Annotated in this window: 17 protein-coding genes; 6 read left to right on the top strand and 11 right to left on the bottom strand. The window is 72.2% G+C overall.

Going from position 1 to position 16,942, the window contains the following annotated elements:
* Nucleotides 1–24 precede the first annotated feature (24 nt).
* Nucleotides 25–573 (top strand): glycine cleavage system transcriptional repressor, encoded by a 549-nt coding sequence (locus tag JT1_RS01150; RefSeq protein WP_068321698.1) that lies wholly within the window; start codon nt 25–27, stop codon nt 571–573.
* On the opposite strand, the gene JT1_RS01145 is transcribed toward JT1_RS01150, so the two are convergent.
* From JT1_RS01145 to glmS, 3 genes are read right to left on the bottom strand one after another with little or no spacing between them, the layout of a single operon-like run.
* The gene (locus JT1_RS01145; protein WP_068321695.1) at nt 570–2,045 is read right to left on the bottom strand and encodes a bifunctional ADP-dependent NAD(P)H-hydrate dehydratase/NAD(P)H-hydrate epimerase; all 1,476 of its coding nucleotides are present in this window, start codon (nt 2,043–2,045) and stop codon (nt 570–572) included. The two genes, JT1_RS01150 and JT1_RS01145, sit on opposite strands and share 4 nt — an antisense overlap.
* A 35-nt stretch (nt 2,046–2,080) precedes the next feature.
* Entirely contained in the window at nt 2,081–2,434 is a 354-nt protein-coding gene (locus JT1_RS01140; RefSeq protein ID WP_068321691.1) for a holo-ACP synthase, read from the bottom strand.
* Between the two features lie 4 nt (nt 2,435–2,438).
* Entirely contained in the window at nt 2,439–4,298 is a 1,860-nt protein-coding gene (gene glmS, locus JT1_RS01135) for a glutamine--fructose-6-phosphate transaminase (isomerizing) (RefSeq protein ID WP_068321689.1), read from the bottom strand.
* 50 nt (nt 4,299–4,348) lie between these two features.
* On the opposite strand from glmS, the gene coaA reads away from it, so the two are divergent.
* Nucleotides 4,349–5,314 carry a type I pantothenate kinase gene (coaA, locus tag JT1_RS01130; protein WP_068321686.1) on the top strand — a complete coding sequence of 322 codons (966 nt, stop codon included), beginning with the start codon at nt 4,349–4,351 and terminating at the stop codon, nt 5,312–5,314.
* Between the two features lie 66 nt (nt 5,315–5,380).
* Here coaA and JT1_RS01125 read toward each other — a convergent pair whose 3' ends face one another.
* From JT1_RS01125 to JT1_RS01110, 4 genes are all read right to left on the bottom strand, one after another.
* Complete coding sequence (locus JT1_RS01125) at nt 5,381–6,139, bottom strand: aggregation-promoting factor C-terminal-like domain-containing protein (protein ID WP_068321683.1); 759 nt, start codon at nt 6,137–6,139, stop codon at nt 5,381–5,383.
* Nucleotides 6,140–6,333: 194 nt separating this feature from the next.
* Nucleotides 6,334–7,572, bottom strand: a complete 1,239-nt coding sequence (gene phoH2, locus JT1_RS01120) for an RNA 5'-3' helicase PhoH2 (RefSeq protein ID WP_245634778.1) — start codon at nt 7,570–7,572, stop codon at nt 6,334–6,336.
* Nucleotides 7,573–8,040: 468 nt separating this feature from the next.
* Entirely contained in the window at nt 8,041–9,078 is a 1,038-nt protein-coding gene (locus JT1_RS01115) for an IS481 family transposase (protein WP_068321680.1), read from the bottom strand.
* A 157-nt stretch (nt 9,079–9,235) separates the two neighbouring features.
* Complete coding sequence (locus JT1_RS01110; RefSeq protein ID WP_068321677.1) at nt 9,236–9,991, bottom strand: isoprenyl transferase; 756 nt, start codon at nt 9,989–9,991, stop codon at nt 9,236–9,238.
* 129 nt (nt 9,992–10,120) lie between these two features.
* Between JT1_RS01110 and trhA the strand changes: the two genes are divergently transcribed.
* Nucleotides 10,121–10,840: a PAQR family membrane homeostasis protein TrhA gene (trhA, locus tag JT1_RS01105; RefSeq protein WP_068321674.1), complete on the top strand. Its 720-nt coding sequence runs from the start codon at nt 10,121–10,123 to the stop codon at nt 10,838–10,840.
* Here trhA and JT1_RS01100 read toward each other — a convergent pair.
* Entirely contained in the window at nt 10,781–11,065 is a 285-nt protein-coding gene (locus JT1_RS01100) for a hypothetical protein (protein WP_169701786.1), read from the bottom strand. The two genes, trhA and JT1_RS01100, sit on opposite strands and share 60 nt — an antisense overlap.
* Complete coding sequence (mca, locus tag JT1_RS01095) at nt 11,062–11,994, bottom strand: mycothiol conjugate amidase Mca (protein ID WP_068321669.1); 933 nt, start codon at nt 11,992–11,994, stop codon at nt 11,062–11,064. The genes JT1_RS01100 and mca overlap by 4 nt, the downstream gene beginning before the upstream one ends.
* A 165-nt stretch (nt 11,995–12,159) precedes the next feature.
* Here mca and JT1_RS01090 point away from each other — a divergent pair, with 165 nt between their 5' ends.
* The gene (locus tag JT1_RS01090; RefSeq protein WP_068321666.1) at nt 12,160–12,585 is read left to right on the top strand and encodes a DUF4307 domain-containing protein; all 426 of its coding nucleotides are present in this window, start codon (nt 12,160–12,162) and stop codon (nt 12,583–12,585) included.
* Between the two features lie 170 nt (nt 12,586–12,755).
* Complete coding sequence (gene greA, locus JT1_RS01085; RefSeq protein ID WP_068321663.1) at nt 12,756–13,250, top strand: transcription elongation factor GreA; 495 nt, start codon at nt 12,756–12,758, stop codon at nt 13,248–13,250.
* A gap of 70 nt (nt 13,251–13,320) precedes the next feature.
* On the opposite strand, the gene JT1_RS01080 is transcribed toward greA, so the two are convergent.
* Complete coding sequence (locus tag JT1_RS01080) at nt 13,321–13,944, bottom strand: WXG100 family type VII secretion target (protein WP_068321659.1); 624 nt, start codon at nt 13,942–13,944, stop codon at nt 13,321–13,323.
* Nucleotides 13,945–14,044: 100 nt separating this feature from the next.
* Here JT1_RS01080 and msrA point away from each other — a divergent pair, with 100 nt between their 5' ends.
* A complete protein-coding gene (gene msrA, locus JT1_RS01075) occupies nt 14,045–14,743 on the top strand; it encodes a peptide-methionine (S)-S-oxide reductase MsrA (protein ID WP_068321656.1) in 699 nt (232 codons plus the stop codon).
* Nucleotides 14,744–14,909: 166 nt separating this feature from the next.
* Here msrA and JT1_RS01070 read toward each other — a convergent pair whose 3' ends face one another.
* On the bottom strand, nt 14,910–16,922 hold the full coding sequence (locus tag JT1_RS01070; protein WP_068321653.1) for an NADPH-dependent 2,4-dienoyl-CoA reductase: 2,013 nt from the start codon (nt 16,920–16,922) through the stop codon (nt 14,910–14,912).
* Nucleotides 16,923–16,942 lie beyond the last annotated feature (20 nt).

The following is a 16,942-nucleotide window of genomic DNA, read 5'->3' as shown; positions in this document are numbered from 1 at the left end:
CGGCGGTGGGGCTAGCCTCGGCTCATGCGCACCGTCGTCATCAGCCTCATCGCCGCCGACCGTCCCGGCCTCGTCGCCGACCTCGCCCGCACCGTCGCAGAGCAGGGCGGCAACTGGCTCGAGAGCCAGATGGGCCGGCTCGGAGCATCGTTCGCCGGCGCGGCCCTCGTCGAGATCGACCACGAGCGGGTCGAGTCGCTCACTGCCGCGGTGCGGTCGCTCCCGGACGTCGGCGTCGTCGACGTCTCCGTCACGTCGGCCGGTGACGACCCGGGGCAGTCGGTCGACCTGCAGGTCGTCGGCCAGGACCAGCCCGGCATCGTGCGCGACGTGACCACGGCGCTCGCTGCCCGCGGCCTGAGCATCCGCGAGCTGCACACGTGGACGAGCGACGCCCCGATGAGCGGCGAGCGACTCTTCGAGGCCGTGGCGGTGGTCGGCGTGGGACCCGACGTCGACCTGGCCGCCCTGCGCAGCACGCTGGACGAGGTGTCCGCGCAGCTGAGCCTCGACGTGCGCATCGACGACGGGCTCGAGCCCTCGGCCTGGGGCGCGGTGCCCGAGCGCGGCTAGCCCGCGTCGCGCAGCAGGCCCGCGACGGTGCGACCGAGGGCGTGCGCGAGGTCCAGCGCGCGGAGCGGCCCACCGGGGCTGGCGACGTCCGCGGCCCGACCGTGGACGAGGGCGCCCAGCGACCCCGCCTCCGCCGGCTCGAGGTCGGCCGCGAGCAGCACGCCGAGGAGGCCCGCGAGGACATCCCCGGCGCCGGCCGTCGCGAGCCACGCCGGGGCGTCGTCCTGGACGTGGACCGGCCCGTCGGCGTCGACGACGAGCGTCGTCGCGCCCTTGAGGAGCACGGTGGCGCCGGTGGCCTCGGCGAGCGCCCGGGCGTGCTCGAGCGGTGACCCCTCGACCTCCTCGCGGGTCAGCTCGGTCGTGCGACCCCGCAGCCGGGTGAGCAGGCGGGCGCACTCCCCCGCGTGCGGGGTGAGCAGGGTCGGTGCGTCACGCGGTCCCTCGACGAGGTCGAGGCCCCCGGCGTCGACGAGCACCGGCAGGTCGGAGGCGAGCGCCGCGCGGGCGACCTCGGTCTGGGCCGCCGCACCCTCGGCCGTCGAGGTCACGTCGAGGCCCGGCCCGACGACCCAGGCCTGGACCCTCCCTTCGCCGTGGACGGCCTCGGGGACGGCGGCGCGCACCAGCGCGCTGGGGGTCGGGGTGCCGACGTAGCGGACCATCCCCGCGCCCGCGGTCACGGCCGCGGTCACGGCGAGCACCGCGGCACCCGGGTACTCCTCGCCGCCCGCGACGACCCCGAGCACGCCCCGGGAGTACTTGTCGTCCTCGGCGGTCGGGACCGGCCAGAGCCGCGCGACGTCGTCGGGCGTGTGGCGCACCACGGCCGGCGTCGCTCCCTCGAGGTCGAGGCCGATCTCGAGCACCGTGAGCACGCCGCACGCCACCTCGGTCGGCGGCAGGAGGTGCACCGGCTTCGGGGCGCCGAAGGTCACCGTCTCGTCGGCGAAGACGGCGTCGGCCACCAGCGGCCCGCCCTCGACCGGCTGCCCGCTCGGGGTGTCGACGGAGATGACCCAGGACCGGTCCCGGATCGCGTCGACCCACGGGCGGGCGAAGGGGGCCAGCCCCGGTCGCCCGCCGATGCCGGTGATGCCGTCGAGGACCACCTCGGCGCGGGAGATCGCGGTGACCACCTCGGGACCGGCACCCGTGAGCACGGTGACGCCGCGCGTCGTGGCCAGGGCCGCGGCCTCGGTCTGGACCTGCGAGGCGCTCGGGTCGGCGCACACGGCCGTGGCCGCGAAGCCGCGTCGGGCCAGTCGGGCCAGGGCGAAGAGCGTGTCGGCGCCGTTGTTGCCGGGCCCGACGAGACCGACGACGGTGCGGGCGCCGCGCTCGCGCATGCGACCGGCGGTGAGCCGGGCGACACCCCGGGCGGCCCGCTGCATGAGCTCGCCGCTCTCGAGGAGCTCGGGGAGTGCTGCCTCGGCCGCGCGGATGGTCTCGACGGAGTAGCCGGTGATCACGAGACCGACGCTACCGCGCCCCCTTCGCCCCGGGGTCAGGCGGACTCGGCGACGACGAAGGCCGTGGCGATGCCCCCGTCGTGGCTCAGGGAGATGTGCATGCGGGCGACGCCCATGTCCTGCGCCCGCGCGGCCACCGTGCCGGAGATGACGAGGACCGGCTCGCCGTGCTCGCCGTTGGTCACCTCGACGCCCTGCCACGGCAGGTCGCCGGGGGTGCGCAGCGCCTTGCCGACCGCCTCCTTGGCTGCGAAACGGGCCGCCAGCGAGTGCAGCGGGAGGCCGCGCTCGCTCTGCGTGAACACGCGGTCGCGCAGCTTCGGCGTGCGGTCGAGCCGCTCGCCGAGCCGCGCGATGTCGACGACGTCGATGCCGACCCCGATGATCACCGGGTCACTCGACGGTGACGGACTTGGCCAGGTTGCGCGGCTGGTCGACGTCCAGGCCCTTGGCGGTCGACAGGTGCAGGGCGAAGACCTGCAGCGGCACGACCGTGAGCAGCGGCTGGAGCAGCGGTGAGGTGTGCGGCACGCGGATGACCTCGTCGGCGAAGGGGAGGACCTCCTCGTCGCCCTCCTGCGCGATGACGAGGGTGCGGGCCCCGCGCGCGCGGATCTCCTGGATGTTGGAGACGACCTTCTTGTGCAGCTCGTTGGGCGTGTCCGGGCCGGGCACGACCACGAAGACCGGCTGGCCGGGCTCGATGAGCGCGATCGGGCCGTGCTTGAGCTCACCGGCGGCGAAGCCCTCGGCGTGGATGTAGGCGAGCTCCTTGAGCTTGAGCGCGCCCTCCATGGCGATGGGGTACCCGACGTGGCGGCCGAGGAAGAGCACCGCGCGGGTGTCGGCCATGAAGCGGGCGATCTCCTTGACCCGGTCCATCTCGCCCAGGAGCGACTCGATCTTGGCGGGCACCTCGTGCAGCTCGGCCATGACGGCCTTGGCGTCGTCGGCGTAGGTCTCGCCGCGCAGCTGCGCGAGGTAGAGGCCGAGCACGTAGCAGGCGGTGATCTGCGCGAGGAAGGCCTTGGTCGAGGCGACGGCGATCTCGGGTCCGGCGTGGGTGTAGAGCACGGCGTCGGACTCGCGCGGGATCGTCGCGCCGTGGGTGTTGCAGACCGAGACGGTCAGGGCACCGAGCGAGCGCGCGTGCCGCACCGCCATCGCCGTGTCGGCGGTCTCGCCTGACTGGCTGATCGAGACGACGAGCGTGCGGTCGGAGACAATCGGGTCGCAGTAGCGGAACTCGTGCGCCAGCGCGACCTCGACGGGGATGCGGGTCCAGTGCTCGATGGCGTACTTGGCGACCATGCCGGCGTAGGCGGCGGTGCCGCACGCGACGATGGTGATGCGGTCGATGTCCTTGAGCTTGGCCTCGTCGATGCGCAGCTCGTCCAGGACGAGGCGTCCGTCGGCGTCGGTGCGGCCGAGGAGGGTGTCGCCGACCGCCTGGGGCTGGTCGTGGATCTCCTTCTCCATGAAGGTGTCGTAGCCGCCCTTCTCGGCGGCCGCGGCGTCCCAGGTCACCTCGTAGGGCTTGCCCTCCGCGGGGGTGCCGTCGAAGTTGATCACCGAGTACGAGGACGGCGTGATCGTGACGATCTGGTCCTGGTCGAGCTCGACGGCCCGCTTGGTGTACCCGATGAAGGCAGCGACGTCGGAGCCGAGGAAGTTCTCCCCTTCGCCGAGACCGACGACGAGCGGGCTGTTGCGACGGGCCGCGACGACCGTGTCCGGCTGGTCCGCGTGGACCGCGAGGAGGGTGAAGGCGCCCTCGAGGCGGCCGACGACCGTGCGCATGGCCTCCGTGAGGTCACCGGTCGCGGCGAAGGCCCGGGCCACGAGGTGCGCCGCGACCTCCGTGTCGGTCTCGGAGGTGAACTCCGCGCCCTCGGCGAGCAGCTCCTGCTTCAGCGCGTGGAAGTTCTCGACGATGCCGTTGTGGACGACCGCCAGCTTGCCGTCGCCCCCGCCGCGGTGCGGGTGCGCGTTCTGGTCGGTCGGACCACCGTGGGTGGCCCAGCGGGTGTGGCCGATGGCGGTCGCCGACCCGGGGACGGTGTCGCCCTCGAGCGCGCCGCGCAGGTTGGCGAGCTTGCCGGCACGCTTCTCGGTGAAGACCCCGCCACGGTCGACGAGCGCGACGCCCGCGGAGTCGTACCCGCGGTACTCGAGGCGGGCCAGGCCCTCCATCACGACGTCCAGGGAGCGGGCACCGGAGTCGGGCCCCACGTATCCAACGATTCCGCACATGACGGACAGGCTAACCGTCCGTGCGTCGTCGCCAGACCACGTGGGACACAATGGGGGGCGTGTCCACCGCCCTCACGGCGACGTTGCCGTCCCCCTTCGTCGAGCTCGACCGCCAGGCGTGGGCCCACCTCCGCGAGAACCACCCCCTCAACCTCGACGAGGGTGACCTCGCCCGCCTGCGCGGGCTGAGCGACCCGATCGACCTGGAGGAGGTGCAGGAGGTCTACCTCCCGCTCTCCCGCCTGCTCACCTTCTACGTCTCGGCGACGACGCGGCTGCACCGCATCACGTCGACCTTCCTCGGCGAGCGGCCGCCGAAGGCCCCCTTCGTCATCGGCGTCGCCGGGTCGGTCGCCGTCGGCAAGTCCACGACCGCGCGCATCCTGCGCGAGCTCATGCAGCGCTGGCCCGACACCCCCAAGGTCGACCTCGTGACGACCGACGGGTTCCTCCTGCCCAACGCCGAGCTCGAGCGCCGGGGGCTGCTGCAGCGCAAGGGCTTCCCGGAGTCCTACGACCGGCGGGCACTGCTGCGCTTCATCTCCGCGATCAAGGCCGGCCAGCCCGAGGTCACGGCGCCGGTGTACTCGCACCTGACCTACGACATCGTCCCCGACGAGCGGATCGTCGTGCGCCAGCCGGACGTGCTCATCGTCGAGGGGCTCAACGTCCTCCAGCCGCCGGGGGCGCGCAGCGACGGGCGCACCGGTCTCGCGGTCAGCGACTTCTTCGACTTCTCCGTGTACGTCGACGCCAACGTCGCCGACATCCGGCGCTGGTACGTCGACCGGTTCCTCAGCCTGCGGCAGACCGCCTTCGCCGACCCGGCGTCGTACTTCCACCGCTACGCGAGCCTCACCGACGAGCAGGCCGAGGCTCGGGCGCTGCACATCTTCGAGACGATCAACGAGCCCAACCTCGTCGACAACGTCCTGCCGACCCGGGGCCGGGCCACGCTCGTGCTGACGAAGGGCGCCGACCACCAGGTCCGCCGGATCCGCCTGCGCAAGCTCTGACGCCGCGCGACGACGAGGCCCCCGCCGACCCAGGGGTCGCGGGAGCCTCGTCGTACCGGCAGCGGCTCAGTACCAGTGCGGGTTGTTGCTGTCCCAGAAGGCCTTGGCCCCGCAGGGCGTGCCGTAGGACTGCTTGATGTAGTCCATGCCCCAGTGCATCTGGGTGATGGGGTTGGTCCTCCAGTCCTCGCCCGAGGTGGCCATCTTGTCGGCCGGCAGGGACTGCGGGATGCCGTAGGCGCCCGAGCTGGAGTTGGTCGCCTTGTAGTCCCAGTTGGACTCGCCGTTCCAGAGGCTGATGAGGCAGGACCACTCGCCCTCGCCCCAGCCGAACTCCGGGAGCATCTCCTTGGCGTACGGCGCGGGGTCCTTCTGGATGACGGCGATCTCGGCGTCGGTGAACTCACGCTCGCTGACCGGCTTGGCCTTCTCCTCGGCGCGCTTCTTCTTCGCGGCCTCGGCCTTGCGCCTCGCCTCGGCCTTCTTCTTGGCCTCGGCCTTCTTGGCGCGCTCGACCTCGGACAGGCGGGCCTGCTCGCGGGAGGCGCTGCGGGAGACATTGGTCGTGCGGCGGTCCTGCGCCAGGCGCGTGGCGTCGACCGTGGCGGTGTCGGCGGTCACCTCGGAGGTCGGGGACTCGACGGCGGCAGCGCTCCCGTCCGAGTGCGAGGGGTCACCGATGGCGACGGTGGCGCCGACCGATCCGAGCATGGCCACCGCGAGGGCGCCACCGACGAGGGGGCGACGGACGGCAGCGCGCAGCGCGGCTCCCTTGCCCCCCTCGGGGGCACCGCCGTGTCTGGGCGCGTAGCTCGACGAGAGCACGTGACCAGCTCCTTTCCGTGAAAAAGCCACTCACGGGGAGTGGCCAAGTGCCGCCGGCGACGACGAGGCGTCGGACCGGCCGTTATCTTTTCGAGACCTTAGCCGACGGGCCGCGCCGGACGCAAAGCGCCCCTGTGGACGAAGGGGAGGCCCCGCCCGGTGATCCGGCGGGGCCTCCCCTTCGCTGCGGGGGGTCAGAGGTCGAGGCCCTCGAGCAGGTCCGTGACGAGCGCGGCGATGGGGCTGCGCTCGCTGCGGGTGAGGGTCACGTGGGCGAAGAGCGGGTGACCCTTGAGGGTCTCGATGACCGCGGCGACGCCGTCGTGGCGACCGACGCGCAGGTTGTCCCGCTGGGCGACGTCGTGGGTGAGGACGATCTTCGAGTTCTGCCCGATGCGGGACATCACGGTGAGCAGGACGTTGCGCTCCAGGCTCTGCGCCTCGTCGACGATGACGAAGGCGTCGTGGAGGCTGCGGCCGCGGATGTGCGTCAGCGGGAGCACCTCGAGCATGTCGCGGTCGAGGATCTCGTCGACGACCTCCTTGGAGACCAGCGCGCCGAGGGTGTCGTGGACCGCCTGCGCCCACGGGCCCATCTTCTCGGACTCGCTGCCGGGCAGGTAGCCGAGCTCCTGGCCGCCGACCGCGTAGAGCGGGCGGAAGACGACGACCTTGCGGTGCTGGCGCCGCTCCATGACCGCCTCGAGGCCGGCGCACATCGCCAGGGCGCTCTTGCCGGTGCCGGCGCGACCGCCGAGGCTGACGATGCCCACGTCCGGGTCGAGCAGCAGGTCGAGGGCGATGCGCTGCTCGGCCGAGCGGCCGTGCAGGCCGAAGGCGTCACGGTCGCCGCGCACGAGTCGCACCTGCTTGTCGGCGCCGACCCGGCCGAGGGCGCTGCCCTTGGGCGAGAGGATCTTCAGCCCGGTGTGGCAGGGCATCTCGGCGGCAGCGAGGTGCTCGACCCGACCGGTCTCGTACAGGTGGTCGACGTCCTCGGCACTCATCTCGAGCTCGGACATGCCGGTCCAGCCGGAGTCGGACGGACGCTGCTCGTGGCGGTACTCCTGGGCGTCCAGGCCCACCGCCGAGGCCTTGACCCGCATCGGCAGGTCCTTGGAGACGATCGTGACGTCGGCGCCGTCGAGGGAGAGGTTCTTGGCCACGGCGAGGATGCGGGTGTCGTTGTCCCCGAGCCGGAAGCCCGACGGCAGGGACTGCGTATCCGTGTGGTTGAGCTCCACCCGCAGCGTCCCGCCGTCCTCGCCGACGGGCACCGGCGCATCGAGGCGGCCGGCGGACACGCGCAGGTCGTCGAGGAGACGCAGTGCGGTCCGCGCGAAGTAGCCGAGCTCCGGGTGGTGCCGCTTGCCCTCGAGCTCGGTCACGACGACGACCGGCAGGACGACCTCGTGCTCCTTGAACCGCAGCATCGCGCGCGGGTCGGAGAGGAGGACGGAGGTGTCGAGCACGTAGGTGCGGGGGCCCTCGTCCTGGGGCGGGAGGTCCACCGGGTCGGGCGCGCCCTCGGGCTGCGCGAGCGAGGGGGTGACGGTCTGGGTCATCAGGTCGTCCACGTCGGTCTCCTCCACGGGCGCCGCGCCGGCAGGCGCGTGCGCGCCTACTCTCGGTGCTGGTGCCGGGACCGGGCCGCGGGCCGGAGCCGGGGCCGGGTCCGGCCCCTCCTGCTGAGCAGCTGCTCCATGCGAGGCCTCCCGAGACGTCCTGCGGTGTGCGGGTCGTCACGCTCAACGTAGGACCACCGGAGCAGGACGCGCGCGACGTCGGGGGCGTGTCGCGGGTGCGGCTCGAGGTGTTCACGCCGTCGACACCTCACCCGCCCCACGGGCCACTCCTGTCCCTCCCCCTTCGTCCGGCCACGACCGCTCGTCTGCATTGCCCTAGGTGTAACTGGGCATGACCTTGGTGACACGGGTCTTGGCGCGGCTGGCTGGGGGTTGGTCCCCGATGGCGCTGTGTGGGCGATGGTAGTTGTAGTGGGTCACCCAGATCTGTAGCTGTCGTCGGCGGGCTTCTTCGGAGGGGTAGGCGTCGGCGTAGAGGACCTCGCGGGCCATGGTCTGCTGGTAGCGCTCGACCTTGCCGTTGTGCTTGGGCGTGTAGGGCTTGATCCGCTTGTGTTTCGAGGCGAAGGAGAGCACCGAGCGGGTGAAGTTCTTGGCGCGGTAACAGGACCCGTTGTCGGTGACGATGCGGGTGATGCGGGTGATGCCGTGCGCGGCGAAGAAGACCCGGGCGCGGGCCAGGAACGCGATCGCGGTCGCGGCGCTCTCGTCGTCGTGGGCCTCGGTGTAGACCATCCGGGTGAAGCCGTCCACGGCCGAGTGCAGGTAGGTGTAGCCCACCTTGGCGCCGCGGTGGTGTCCTCGCAGGCCGCGGGCCCGGTCAGCGTCCGAGCCGCGGCCGTGGACGCGCCACCCGCCCCCGGGCGGGATGCGTCCGACCTTCTTCACGTCCAGGTGGATCATGTGCCCGGGGTAGCGCGCGATGATCTTGCCGGCGGGCTGCTGGCGCAGGGGCTGCCCGTCGACGTCCAGGTCCCGCAGCCGGTTCAAGCCCTCGCGGCGCAGGATCCGGGCGATGGTGCACACCGCCACATTCGTGCCCTCATCGGCCAGCGCCAGATGGATGCGCCGCGCGGACCACTTACGGCGCCGCAGCTCGATGATCCGCTCGACCACCGGTTCGGCAGTCGCGCTCGGGGAGCGTTGTGGCCGGCTGGAGCGGTCGTGCAGCCCTTCCTCGCCGTGCTCGCGGTAGCGGGCTACCCATTTGGACAGGCACTGGCGTGAGATCGCGGCCTCGGCTGCGACGTGCGCGATCGGCCGCGGGCCGGCCTCATCATTGGCCTGACCCAGCACTCGCTCGATCAGACGTAGGCGACCACCAGGGGTCATCGGGGCATTAGCGTGGGACACAGGGCAGGTTCCTTTGGCTGGCTCGTGATGAACGGCTTTGACACCCTCATCCTGTCGCCACGGGGACCTGCCCGCCCTGTTACGCCCCTCCTCGTGTCACCAACCTCATGCCCCGCAACACCTAGGGCAATGCAGGGTCGGGAGAGCGAAGGGGAGGTCAGGCGCCGAAGCGGCGGTGCCGGTCCGCGTAGGAGCGCAGCGCGCGCAGGAAGTCGACCCGGCGGAACTCGGGCCAGTAGACCTCGCAGAAGTAGTACTCGCTGTGGGCGGACTGCCACAGGAGGAACCCGGAGAGCCGCTGCTCGCCCGAGGTGCGGATCACGAGGTCCGGGTCGGGTTGGCCCTTGGTGTACAGGTGCGCGCCGATGTCCTCGACGGTCAGCTCGCTGGCGATGTCCTCGATCGTCGCGCCCTGCTCCGCACGGTGGCGCAGGAGCGAGCGGACCGCGTCGGCGATCTCCTGGCGACCGCCGTACCCGACCGCGACGTTGACGATGAGGCCCTCGACCTCGGCGGTCTCCTCCTCGGCACGGCGCAGCGCGGCGGCCGTCTGGACCGGGAGCATGTCGAGCGCACCGGCGGGGTGGAGCTGCCAGCGGCCCGCGGCGGCGAGGTCGGCGACGAGCCCCTCGATGATGCGCAGCAGGCGGTCGAGCTCCTCCGGCGGACGGGTGAGGTTGTCCGTCGACAGCAGCCACAGGGTGACGACCTCGACCCCGGCGTCCTCGCACCACTCCAGGAAGCTGGCGATGTTGGCCGCGCCGGCCCGGTGCCCCTCGTCGGCGTTCGCCCCGCGCGCCTTGGCGAAGCGGCGGTTGCCGTCGACGATCATCCCGACGTGCCGAGGGACGGACTGGGAGTCGAGGTTGCGGACGAGCCGCCTCTCGTAGGCGCTGTAGAGCGGATTGCGCACTCGCGGTTCCCTTCCTGGCGACGTGGTCCGCCCAAACCTACCTGCGCGACGTGTCCGCCCTCACGCGCGTCCCCGTGGAGACCCGACGCACATGGCCAACCTACGGGCCCGTAGGTTAACGTCTTCGGCATGGATTCCCCCCGGGCAGAGATCAAGGAGCTCGGCGAGCACGTCGGCGAGCACGTCGACGCATTCGTCGACGCGGTCAAGCCGCACCTGCGCGGGTGGCTCCACCTGGTGACCGCCCCGCTCGCCCTCATCGGCGGGCTCGTCCTCACCTCGACCGCCCCGACCCAGGCCGGGCGCATCGCGGCCATGGTCTTCACGATCACCGCCGGCCTGCTCTTCGCGACCTCGGCGATCTACCACCGCGGCCGGTGGGGACGGCGCGCGGGCGCGGTGCTGCGGCGCTGGGACCACGCCAACATCTTCCTCATCATCGCGGGCAGCTACACCCCCTTCGCGCTGATGCTGCCGCGCCAGCAGGCCATCACCCTGCTCGTCATCGTCTGGAGCGGGGCGATCATGGGCGTGCTCTTCCGCGTCCTGTGGATCGGCGCCCCGCGCTGGCTCTACGTGCCGGTCTACGTCGCGCTCGGCTTCGTGGCCGTCTTCTACATCAAGCCGCTGCTCACCCACGGCGGCTGGACGATCCTGGCCTTCGTCGTCGTCGGCGGTGCGCTCTACACGGCCGGCGCGCTCGTCTACGGGTTCAAGCGTCCCAACCCGTCACCGCGCTGGTTCGGCTTCCACGAGATCTTCCACGCCCTGACGGTGCTGGCGTTCATCTCACACTTCGTCGCGGCGACCCTGGCCCTCTTCGGGCCCATCGCGACGAACGCCGGCTGAGCCGCCGGACCCCTCCGGCAGGTCCTGGTCCCGAGCGCGCTCGGTGAGGTCGTCACGGGCCCGCGCCTCCTCCTGCTGTCGGCGCAGCTCGTCCTTCTGCGCGAGGTTCATGCGACGCAGCCGCGTGAACATGCTGCGCATGATCAGCCACAGCGCGACCGCGAGGAAGAAGAAGGCGACGAAGGCCCACCAGCCGGGGCCGACCTCGGTGCTCGGGGCGCTCATGACCACTCCCTCACGGTCGGTTCGGTCCGCTCGTCGAGCACGAGCTCGAGGTCACCGCGGGTGGCGAGGGCGTCGGCCTCGGCCAGGCTCGTCGGCACCCCGGCGAAGAGGTCGTCCTCGGGGACCGTCGTCGGCACGTGGCTCATGACGAGCTCGTACTCCTCGGTCGGCCACAGGTCGGCCTGCACGTCGTTGGGGACGGCGAAGAAGAAGCCGTCGGGGTCGATCTGCGTCGCGTGCGCGCGCAGCGCCTCGTCCCGCTGGTCGAAGAAGTCCGAGCACGGCACCCAGGTGGTGAGGGTGCGCTGCGGACGACCCTCGGTGCGCTGGATCCACTCGACGAAGGGGGACTCCTGCCCCCGGGCGATGAGGGCCTCGTGGAAGGTGTGGATCCGCTCGCGGCTGAACCCACCGATGTAGTAGAGCTTCAGCGGTTGCCACGGCTCCCCCGCGTGCGGGAAGGCCTCCGGGTCGCCCGCGGCCTCGAAGGCCGCGACGCTGACGCGGTTGGTCATGACGTGGTCCGGATGCGGGTAGCCGCCGTTCTCGTCGTAGGTCGTCACGACGTGCGGGCGGAACCGGCGGATCTCGCGGACGAGGGCCTCGGTCGCCACCTCGAGGGGCTCGAGGTAGAAGCAGCCGGCGGGCAGCGCCGGGAGCGGGTCGCCCTCCGGCAGACCGGAGTCGACGAAGCCCAGCCACGTGTGCTGCACCCCGAGCGCCGCCTGCGCCCTGGCCATCTCCTCGCGGCGCACCTGGACGAGGTCGCGCAGGATGTGCACGTCCCCCTTGAGCTTGGGGTTGAGCACGTCACCACGCTCACCGCCGGTGCACGTCACGACGAGCACCTCCGCGCCCTCGTGGACGTAGCGGGCGGTCGTCGCGCCACCCTTGCTCGCCTCGTCGTCGGGGTGGGCGTGCACGGCCATCAGCCTGAGTGCTTCCACTGCTCGGGTCCTCCCGGAGGGGTGCGCCCGCGGCCCGGTGTGCCGCCGCGGACTTCGGTCACGGACAATGGCTCCATCCTCTCACCGCGCCCGGGTGGTCTCGACCGCCGGCCGGACCGACCCCCTTCGTCCCGCAGGAGCCCGTGCATGACCTCCGACGCCCCCGACGCCGTGCCCGCCTGGGACCCGGAGCGCGAGGAGGCAGAGGCTGAGTCGCGCCGCGACCGGGGCAGCCGTCGCTGGTGGGTCGTCGCCGCGGTGCTCGTGACGCTCGCGACCGCCCTGACGATCTGGTTCGGGATCTCCGGCACCCGAGGCGCGATCACGACGACCGACATCGGCTTCGAGAAGGACAGCGACAGCCGGATCACCATGGTCTTCGACGTCACCCGTCCCGAGGGAACGGCGGTCTCGTGCACGATCGCGGCGATGGACGGCAGCTACGCGCGCGTCGGGACCAAGGAGCAGCTCGTCCCGGCGAGCCGGGAGCGCACCACCCGGGTGCGCGCCGCCGTGCGCACGACCACCCGCGCCGTGACGGCCACCGTGCAGGGCTGCTCGCGGGTCGAGTGAGACCTGCACCCACGCCGATTCCGCGTTATACTGGTCCTTTACCGCAACCGTGGGTCTGGACCGATGGGTCCAGACCTTTGTGCTTGACCCGGACGACCGGGCGGCACCACCGGTTCATCGTCCACGGGGGTTCACCAGGTCTCCCCGCGGCCCGAAGCAAGGAGTTACCCGTGACCCAGACCGCGTCTTCCGCGTCCTACCTGACCCAGGAGGCGTTCGACCGACTCCAGGCCGAGCTGCGCGAGCTCTCGGGCCCGGGTCGTGTCGACATCGCCAAGCGCATCGAGGCTGCCCGTGAGGAGGGCGACCTCAAGGAGAACGGCGGCTACCACGCCGCCAAGGAGGAGCAGGGCAAGATGGAGGCCCGCATCCGCCAGCTCAAGCAGATCCTCGACACCGCGATCGTCGGCGAGACCCCGCCCGACGACGGTGTCGTCGAGCCCGGCATGGTCGTCACCGTCGAGATGTTCGGCGAGGAGGAGACCTTCCTCCTCGGCTCCCGTGAGATCGCCGACGGCAACGACTCCATCGACGTCTACTCCGAGCAGTCGCCCCTCGGCGGCGGCATCAACGGCAAGAAGGTCGGCGAGACGGCCACCTACGAGGCCCCCAACGGCAAGACGATCGAGGTCAAGATCCTCGCGGCCAAGCCGTACTCGGCCTGACCGAGGGCACGATGCAGGGGGTGTCCCGACCAGTGGTCGGGACACCCCCTGCGTCGCGGCCGGCGCCGGCTCAGTGCTCGTGGACGTGCAGCCACTCCCCGCCTTCCGGCGCGGGGCGAAGGGGGGCGACCCGCGAGGTCTGCGTGGGGTCGAAGGCGACGCCCCGCTCCCCCGGGATCCAGCTGGAGCTCGGCTCCGCGGGCCCGACCGGCGGGTAGACGCCGAGCTCGAGCCGTTGGAAGGCCGGGCCGGACCACGTGCTCTCACCGACGAGCTCGCCCTCGAGCCGTGGCGGCACCGCGAGCGGCACCGTCGGGAGGAAGGCCGCACGCGGCGGCTCCGCCTCGCGCGCGCCCACGGGCTGGCCGTCGTCGAGGCGCCGGAAGACCTGGCCGGGCCGGCCACCGTCGCCGGAGGGGCCGCCGGACGCGGACCGCTGCAGCTCGGACGCCGCACCCGCCTTGCGGCTGTAGACCCGCAGCTGGGTCTCCGCGCCCTCGATCGTGCGACGGGCGGCGCGCCACTCCCCGGCGAACCTCTCGAAGTCAGGCCCCTGCCAGAGCACGCGCAGCCGCTCCAGGAGCGTCGCGCCGCGAGCGCCGATCTCCGCGACCGCGTCGCTCTGGCGGCGCAGGGCGACGGCGATGTCGTCGAGTCGCTCGACGTCCGCGCCGTGGCTCAGGTGCTGTGCCATCTCCCGCCTTCCACTGTCGTCAGGCCCAAGGGTAGGGACCGAGGGGTCGTCTCCCCAATGGGGAGGACTCCCCCTTCGCCCGACCTGCGACACTGGAGTCATGTTCGGTCGCCGGATCCCGCCCATGCCCACCGCCGAGACCGCCCTGCCGGGGCGAGCCGAGAGGACCTTCTCCGTGCCGGAGCTGCACGAGGTGCTCGGCACGCCGCTCGAGGGCCCGTGGCCGACGGGCACCGAGGTCATGTACGTCGCGATGGGCTGCTTCTGGGGGGCGGAGCGGATCTTCTGGCAGCTGCCGGGGGTGGTGACGACCGCCGCGGGGTACATGGGCGGCTTCACCGCGAACCCGACGTACGAGGAGACCTGCTCCGGCCTGACCGGCCACACGGAGAGCGTCCTCGTCGCGTACGACCCGGAGCGGACCCGTCCCGAGCTGCTGCTCAAGGCGTTCTGGGAGAACCACGACCCGACGACGCCCGACCGCCAGGGCAACGACGTCGGCACGCAGTACCGCTCGGCGATCTACTGGACGAGCGAGGCCCAGCGCGCTGCGGTCGAGGCCACCGCCGCGTCCTTCGGCGAGGAGCTGGCCAGCCACCAGCTGCCGCCGATCAGCACCGAGATGCGCCCGGCGAGCGAGGTGGGCACGTTCTGGTACGCCGAGGACTACCACCAGCAGTACCTGCACAAGAACCCCGGCGGGTACTGCAACCACGGGCCCAACGGCCTGACCTGCCAGGTCGGCATCCTGCGCCAGGACGAGGTCCCCGCGCAGCAGGACATCGCCCCGCCCCGGTAGCCCGAGGGTGCCCTTCGGGGCGAATCACTCCCGCCCCTGACCCAGCCCGTCCACCGGCGCGAGCCGGCGGTCGGGGACCAGGTCGGCGACGTCGGGGGTCAGGTCGGGCACCGTCCCTGGTGGGCGGCCCGGCGTCCAGCCGCAGCAGGACGTGAGGCGGCGCGCGTCAGAGGGTGGTCGCGAGCTCGGTGCCCTGGCGGATGGCGCGCTTGGCGTCGAGCTCGGCCGCGACGTCGGCGCCACCGATGACGTGCACGACGACCCCCTTCGCCCGCAGCGGCTCGACGAGGTGACGCACGGACTCCTGACCGGTGCACACGACGACGTTGTCGACCGCGAGGGTGCGCGGCCGGCCGTCGACGGTGATGTGCAGGCCGTCGTCGTCGATGCGCTCGTACGTGGCCCCGGTGACCTGGTGGACGCCCTTGGCCCTGATCGCGGCGCGGTGGACCCATCCGGTCGTCTTGCCGAGGCCGGCGCCGATCTTGCTCTCCTTGCGCTGCACCAGGTACACGGTGCGGGGAGACGGCGACGGGTGGGGCTCCTTGAGCCCGCCTCGGCCGGGTGAGAAGGGGTCGACGCCCCACTCGTCCTGCCACTCCTTGAGGTCCAGCGTCGGCGACTCGACGGTCGTCAGGAGCTCGGTGACGTCGACGCCGATGCCGCCGGCACCGATGACGGCGACGCGCTGCCCGACCTCACGGGTACCGAGGACGGCCTCGGGGTAGGTGAGCACCATGGGGTGGTCGATCCCCTCGATCTCGGGGACGCGCGGGCTCACCCCGGTGGCGAGCACGACTTCGTCGTACCCGGCGAGGTCGTCGACGCCGGCACGGGTGCGGAGGTGCACCCGCACGCCGCGCCGCTCGAGCTCGCCGCGGTAGTACCGGATCGTCTCGGCGAACTCCTCCTTGCCCGGGATGCGCAGGGCGAGCGCGAACTGGCCGCCGATGTCCTCCCCCGCCTCGAAGAGCTCGACGTCGTGGCCGCGCTCGGCGGCGGAGACGGCCGCGGACAGGCCGGCGGGGCCGCCGCCGACGACCGCGACGCGCTTGCGACGGGACGTGGGAGCCAGTACGAGCTCGGTCTCGTGGCCGGCGCGCGGGTTGACCAGGCAGGAGGCCGTCTGGCGCCGGAAGGTGTGGTCGAGGCAGGCCTGGTTGCAGGCGATGCAGGTGTTGATCGCGTCCGCGCGACCGGCCTCGGCCTTGGCTGCCCACTGCGGGTCGGCGAGCCACGGCCGCGCCATCTGGACGAGGTCGGCGCGCCCCTCCGCGAGGACCTGCTCGGCCTGGTCGGGCATGTTGATGCGGTTGCTCGTGACGACCGGGATGTCGACGTGGGGCCGCAGCCGCTCGGCGACCTCGGTGAAGGCCATCCGCGGCACGGAGGTGACGATCGTCGGCACCCGGGCCTCGTGCCAGCCGATGCCGGTCGAGAGGATCGTCGCACCGGCGGCCTGGATCTCCTGGCCCAGGGTGACGATCTCCTCCCACGTCTGGCCGTCCTCGACGAGGTCGAGGACCGAGAGGCGGTAGACGATGATGAAGTCCTCGCCGACGGCCGCGCGCACCGCGCGCACGATCTCCGTGGCGATCCGGCGGCGGTTGGCCGGCGTGCCGCCCCACCCGTCGGTGCGCTGGTTGGTGCGCGGCGCCAGGAACTGGTTGATGAAGTACCCCTCGGAGCCCATGACCTCGACGCCGTCGTAGCCCGCGCCGCGGGCCAGCTCGGCCGCACGCGCGAAGCCCCGGACCTGCCGGCGGACCCCGCGCTCGCTCAGCCCGCGGGCACCGAAGGGGGTGATCGGCGACTTCGTGGAGGAGGCCGACACCGAGTACGGGTGGTAGGCATAGCGCCCCGCGTGCAGGATCTGCAGGGCGATCTTGCCCCCTTCGCGGTGGACGGCGTCGGTGACCTGCTGGTGCCGGCGGGCCTCGCGGCGGGTCGTGAGCTTGGAGGCGAAGGGGTAGAAGCTGCCCTCGATGTTCGGCGCGAAACCGCCGGTCACGATGAGCCCGGCGCCCCCCTTCGCCCGCTCGGCGTAGAAGGCGGCGAGCCGCTCGAAGCTGCTCGCGCGGTCCTCGAGACCGGTGTGCATCGACCCCATGATCGTGCGGTTGCGCAGGGTGGTGAACCCCAGGTCGAGCGGGGTGAAGAGGTGGGGGTACTCGCTCATCGTGTCCTCGTGACGAAGGG

Origin of the sequence: Janibacter terrae NBRC 107853 (assembly GCF_001591405.1) — a bacterium.
Classification (GTDB): domain Bacteria; phylum Actinomycetota; class Actinomycetes; order Actinomycetales; family Dermatophilaceae; genus Janibacter; species Janibacter terrae.
The sequence above is the reverse complement of the archived record's forward strand: the minus strand, read 5'-3'. Positions and strand labels throughout refer to the sequence as shown.

Coding starts and splice junctions, on each gene's coding strand:
- JT1_RS01150 (WP_068321698.1), top strand. CDS start 25: ATGCGCACCGTCGTCATCAGCCTCATCGCCGCCGACCGTCCCGGCCTC.
- glmS (WP_068321689.1), bottom strand. CDS start 4,298: ATGTGCGGAATCGTTGGATACGTGGGGCCCGACTCCGGTGCCCGCTCC.
- coaA (WP_068321686.1), top strand. CDS start 4,349: ATGGGGGGCGTGTCCACCGCCCTCACGGCGACGTTGCCGTCCCCCTTC.
- phoH2 (WP_245634778.1), bottom strand. CDS start 7,572: ATGCTGCGGTTCAAGGAGCACGAGGTCGTCCTGCCGGTCGTCGTCGTG.
- trhA (WP_068321674.1), top strand. CDS start 10,121: ATGGATTCCCCCCGGGCAGAGATCAAGGAGCTCGGCGAGCACGTCGGC.
- JT1_RS01100 (WP_169701786.1), bottom strand. CDS start 11,065: ATGAGCGCCCCGAGCACCGAGGTCGGCCCCGGCTGGTGGGCCTTCGTC.
- mca (WP_068321669.1), bottom strand. CDS start 11,994: ATGGCCGTGCACGCCCACCCCGACGACGAGGCGAGCAAGGGTGGCGCG.
- JT1_RS01090 (WP_068321666.1), top strand. CDS start 12,160: ATGACCTCCGACGCCCCCGACGCCGTGCCCGCCTGGGACCCGGAGCGC.
- JT1_RS01080 (WP_068321659.1), bottom strand. CDS start 13,944: ATGGCACAGCACCTGAGCCACGGCGCGGACGTCGAGCGACTCGACGAC.
- msrA (WP_068321656.1), top strand. CDS start 14,045: ATGTTCGGTCGCCGGATCCCGCCCATGCCCACCGCCGAGACCGCCCTG.
- JT1_RS01070 (WP_068321653.1), bottom strand. CDS start 16,922: ATGAGCGAGTACCCCCACCTCTTCACCCCGCTCGACCTGGGGTTCACC.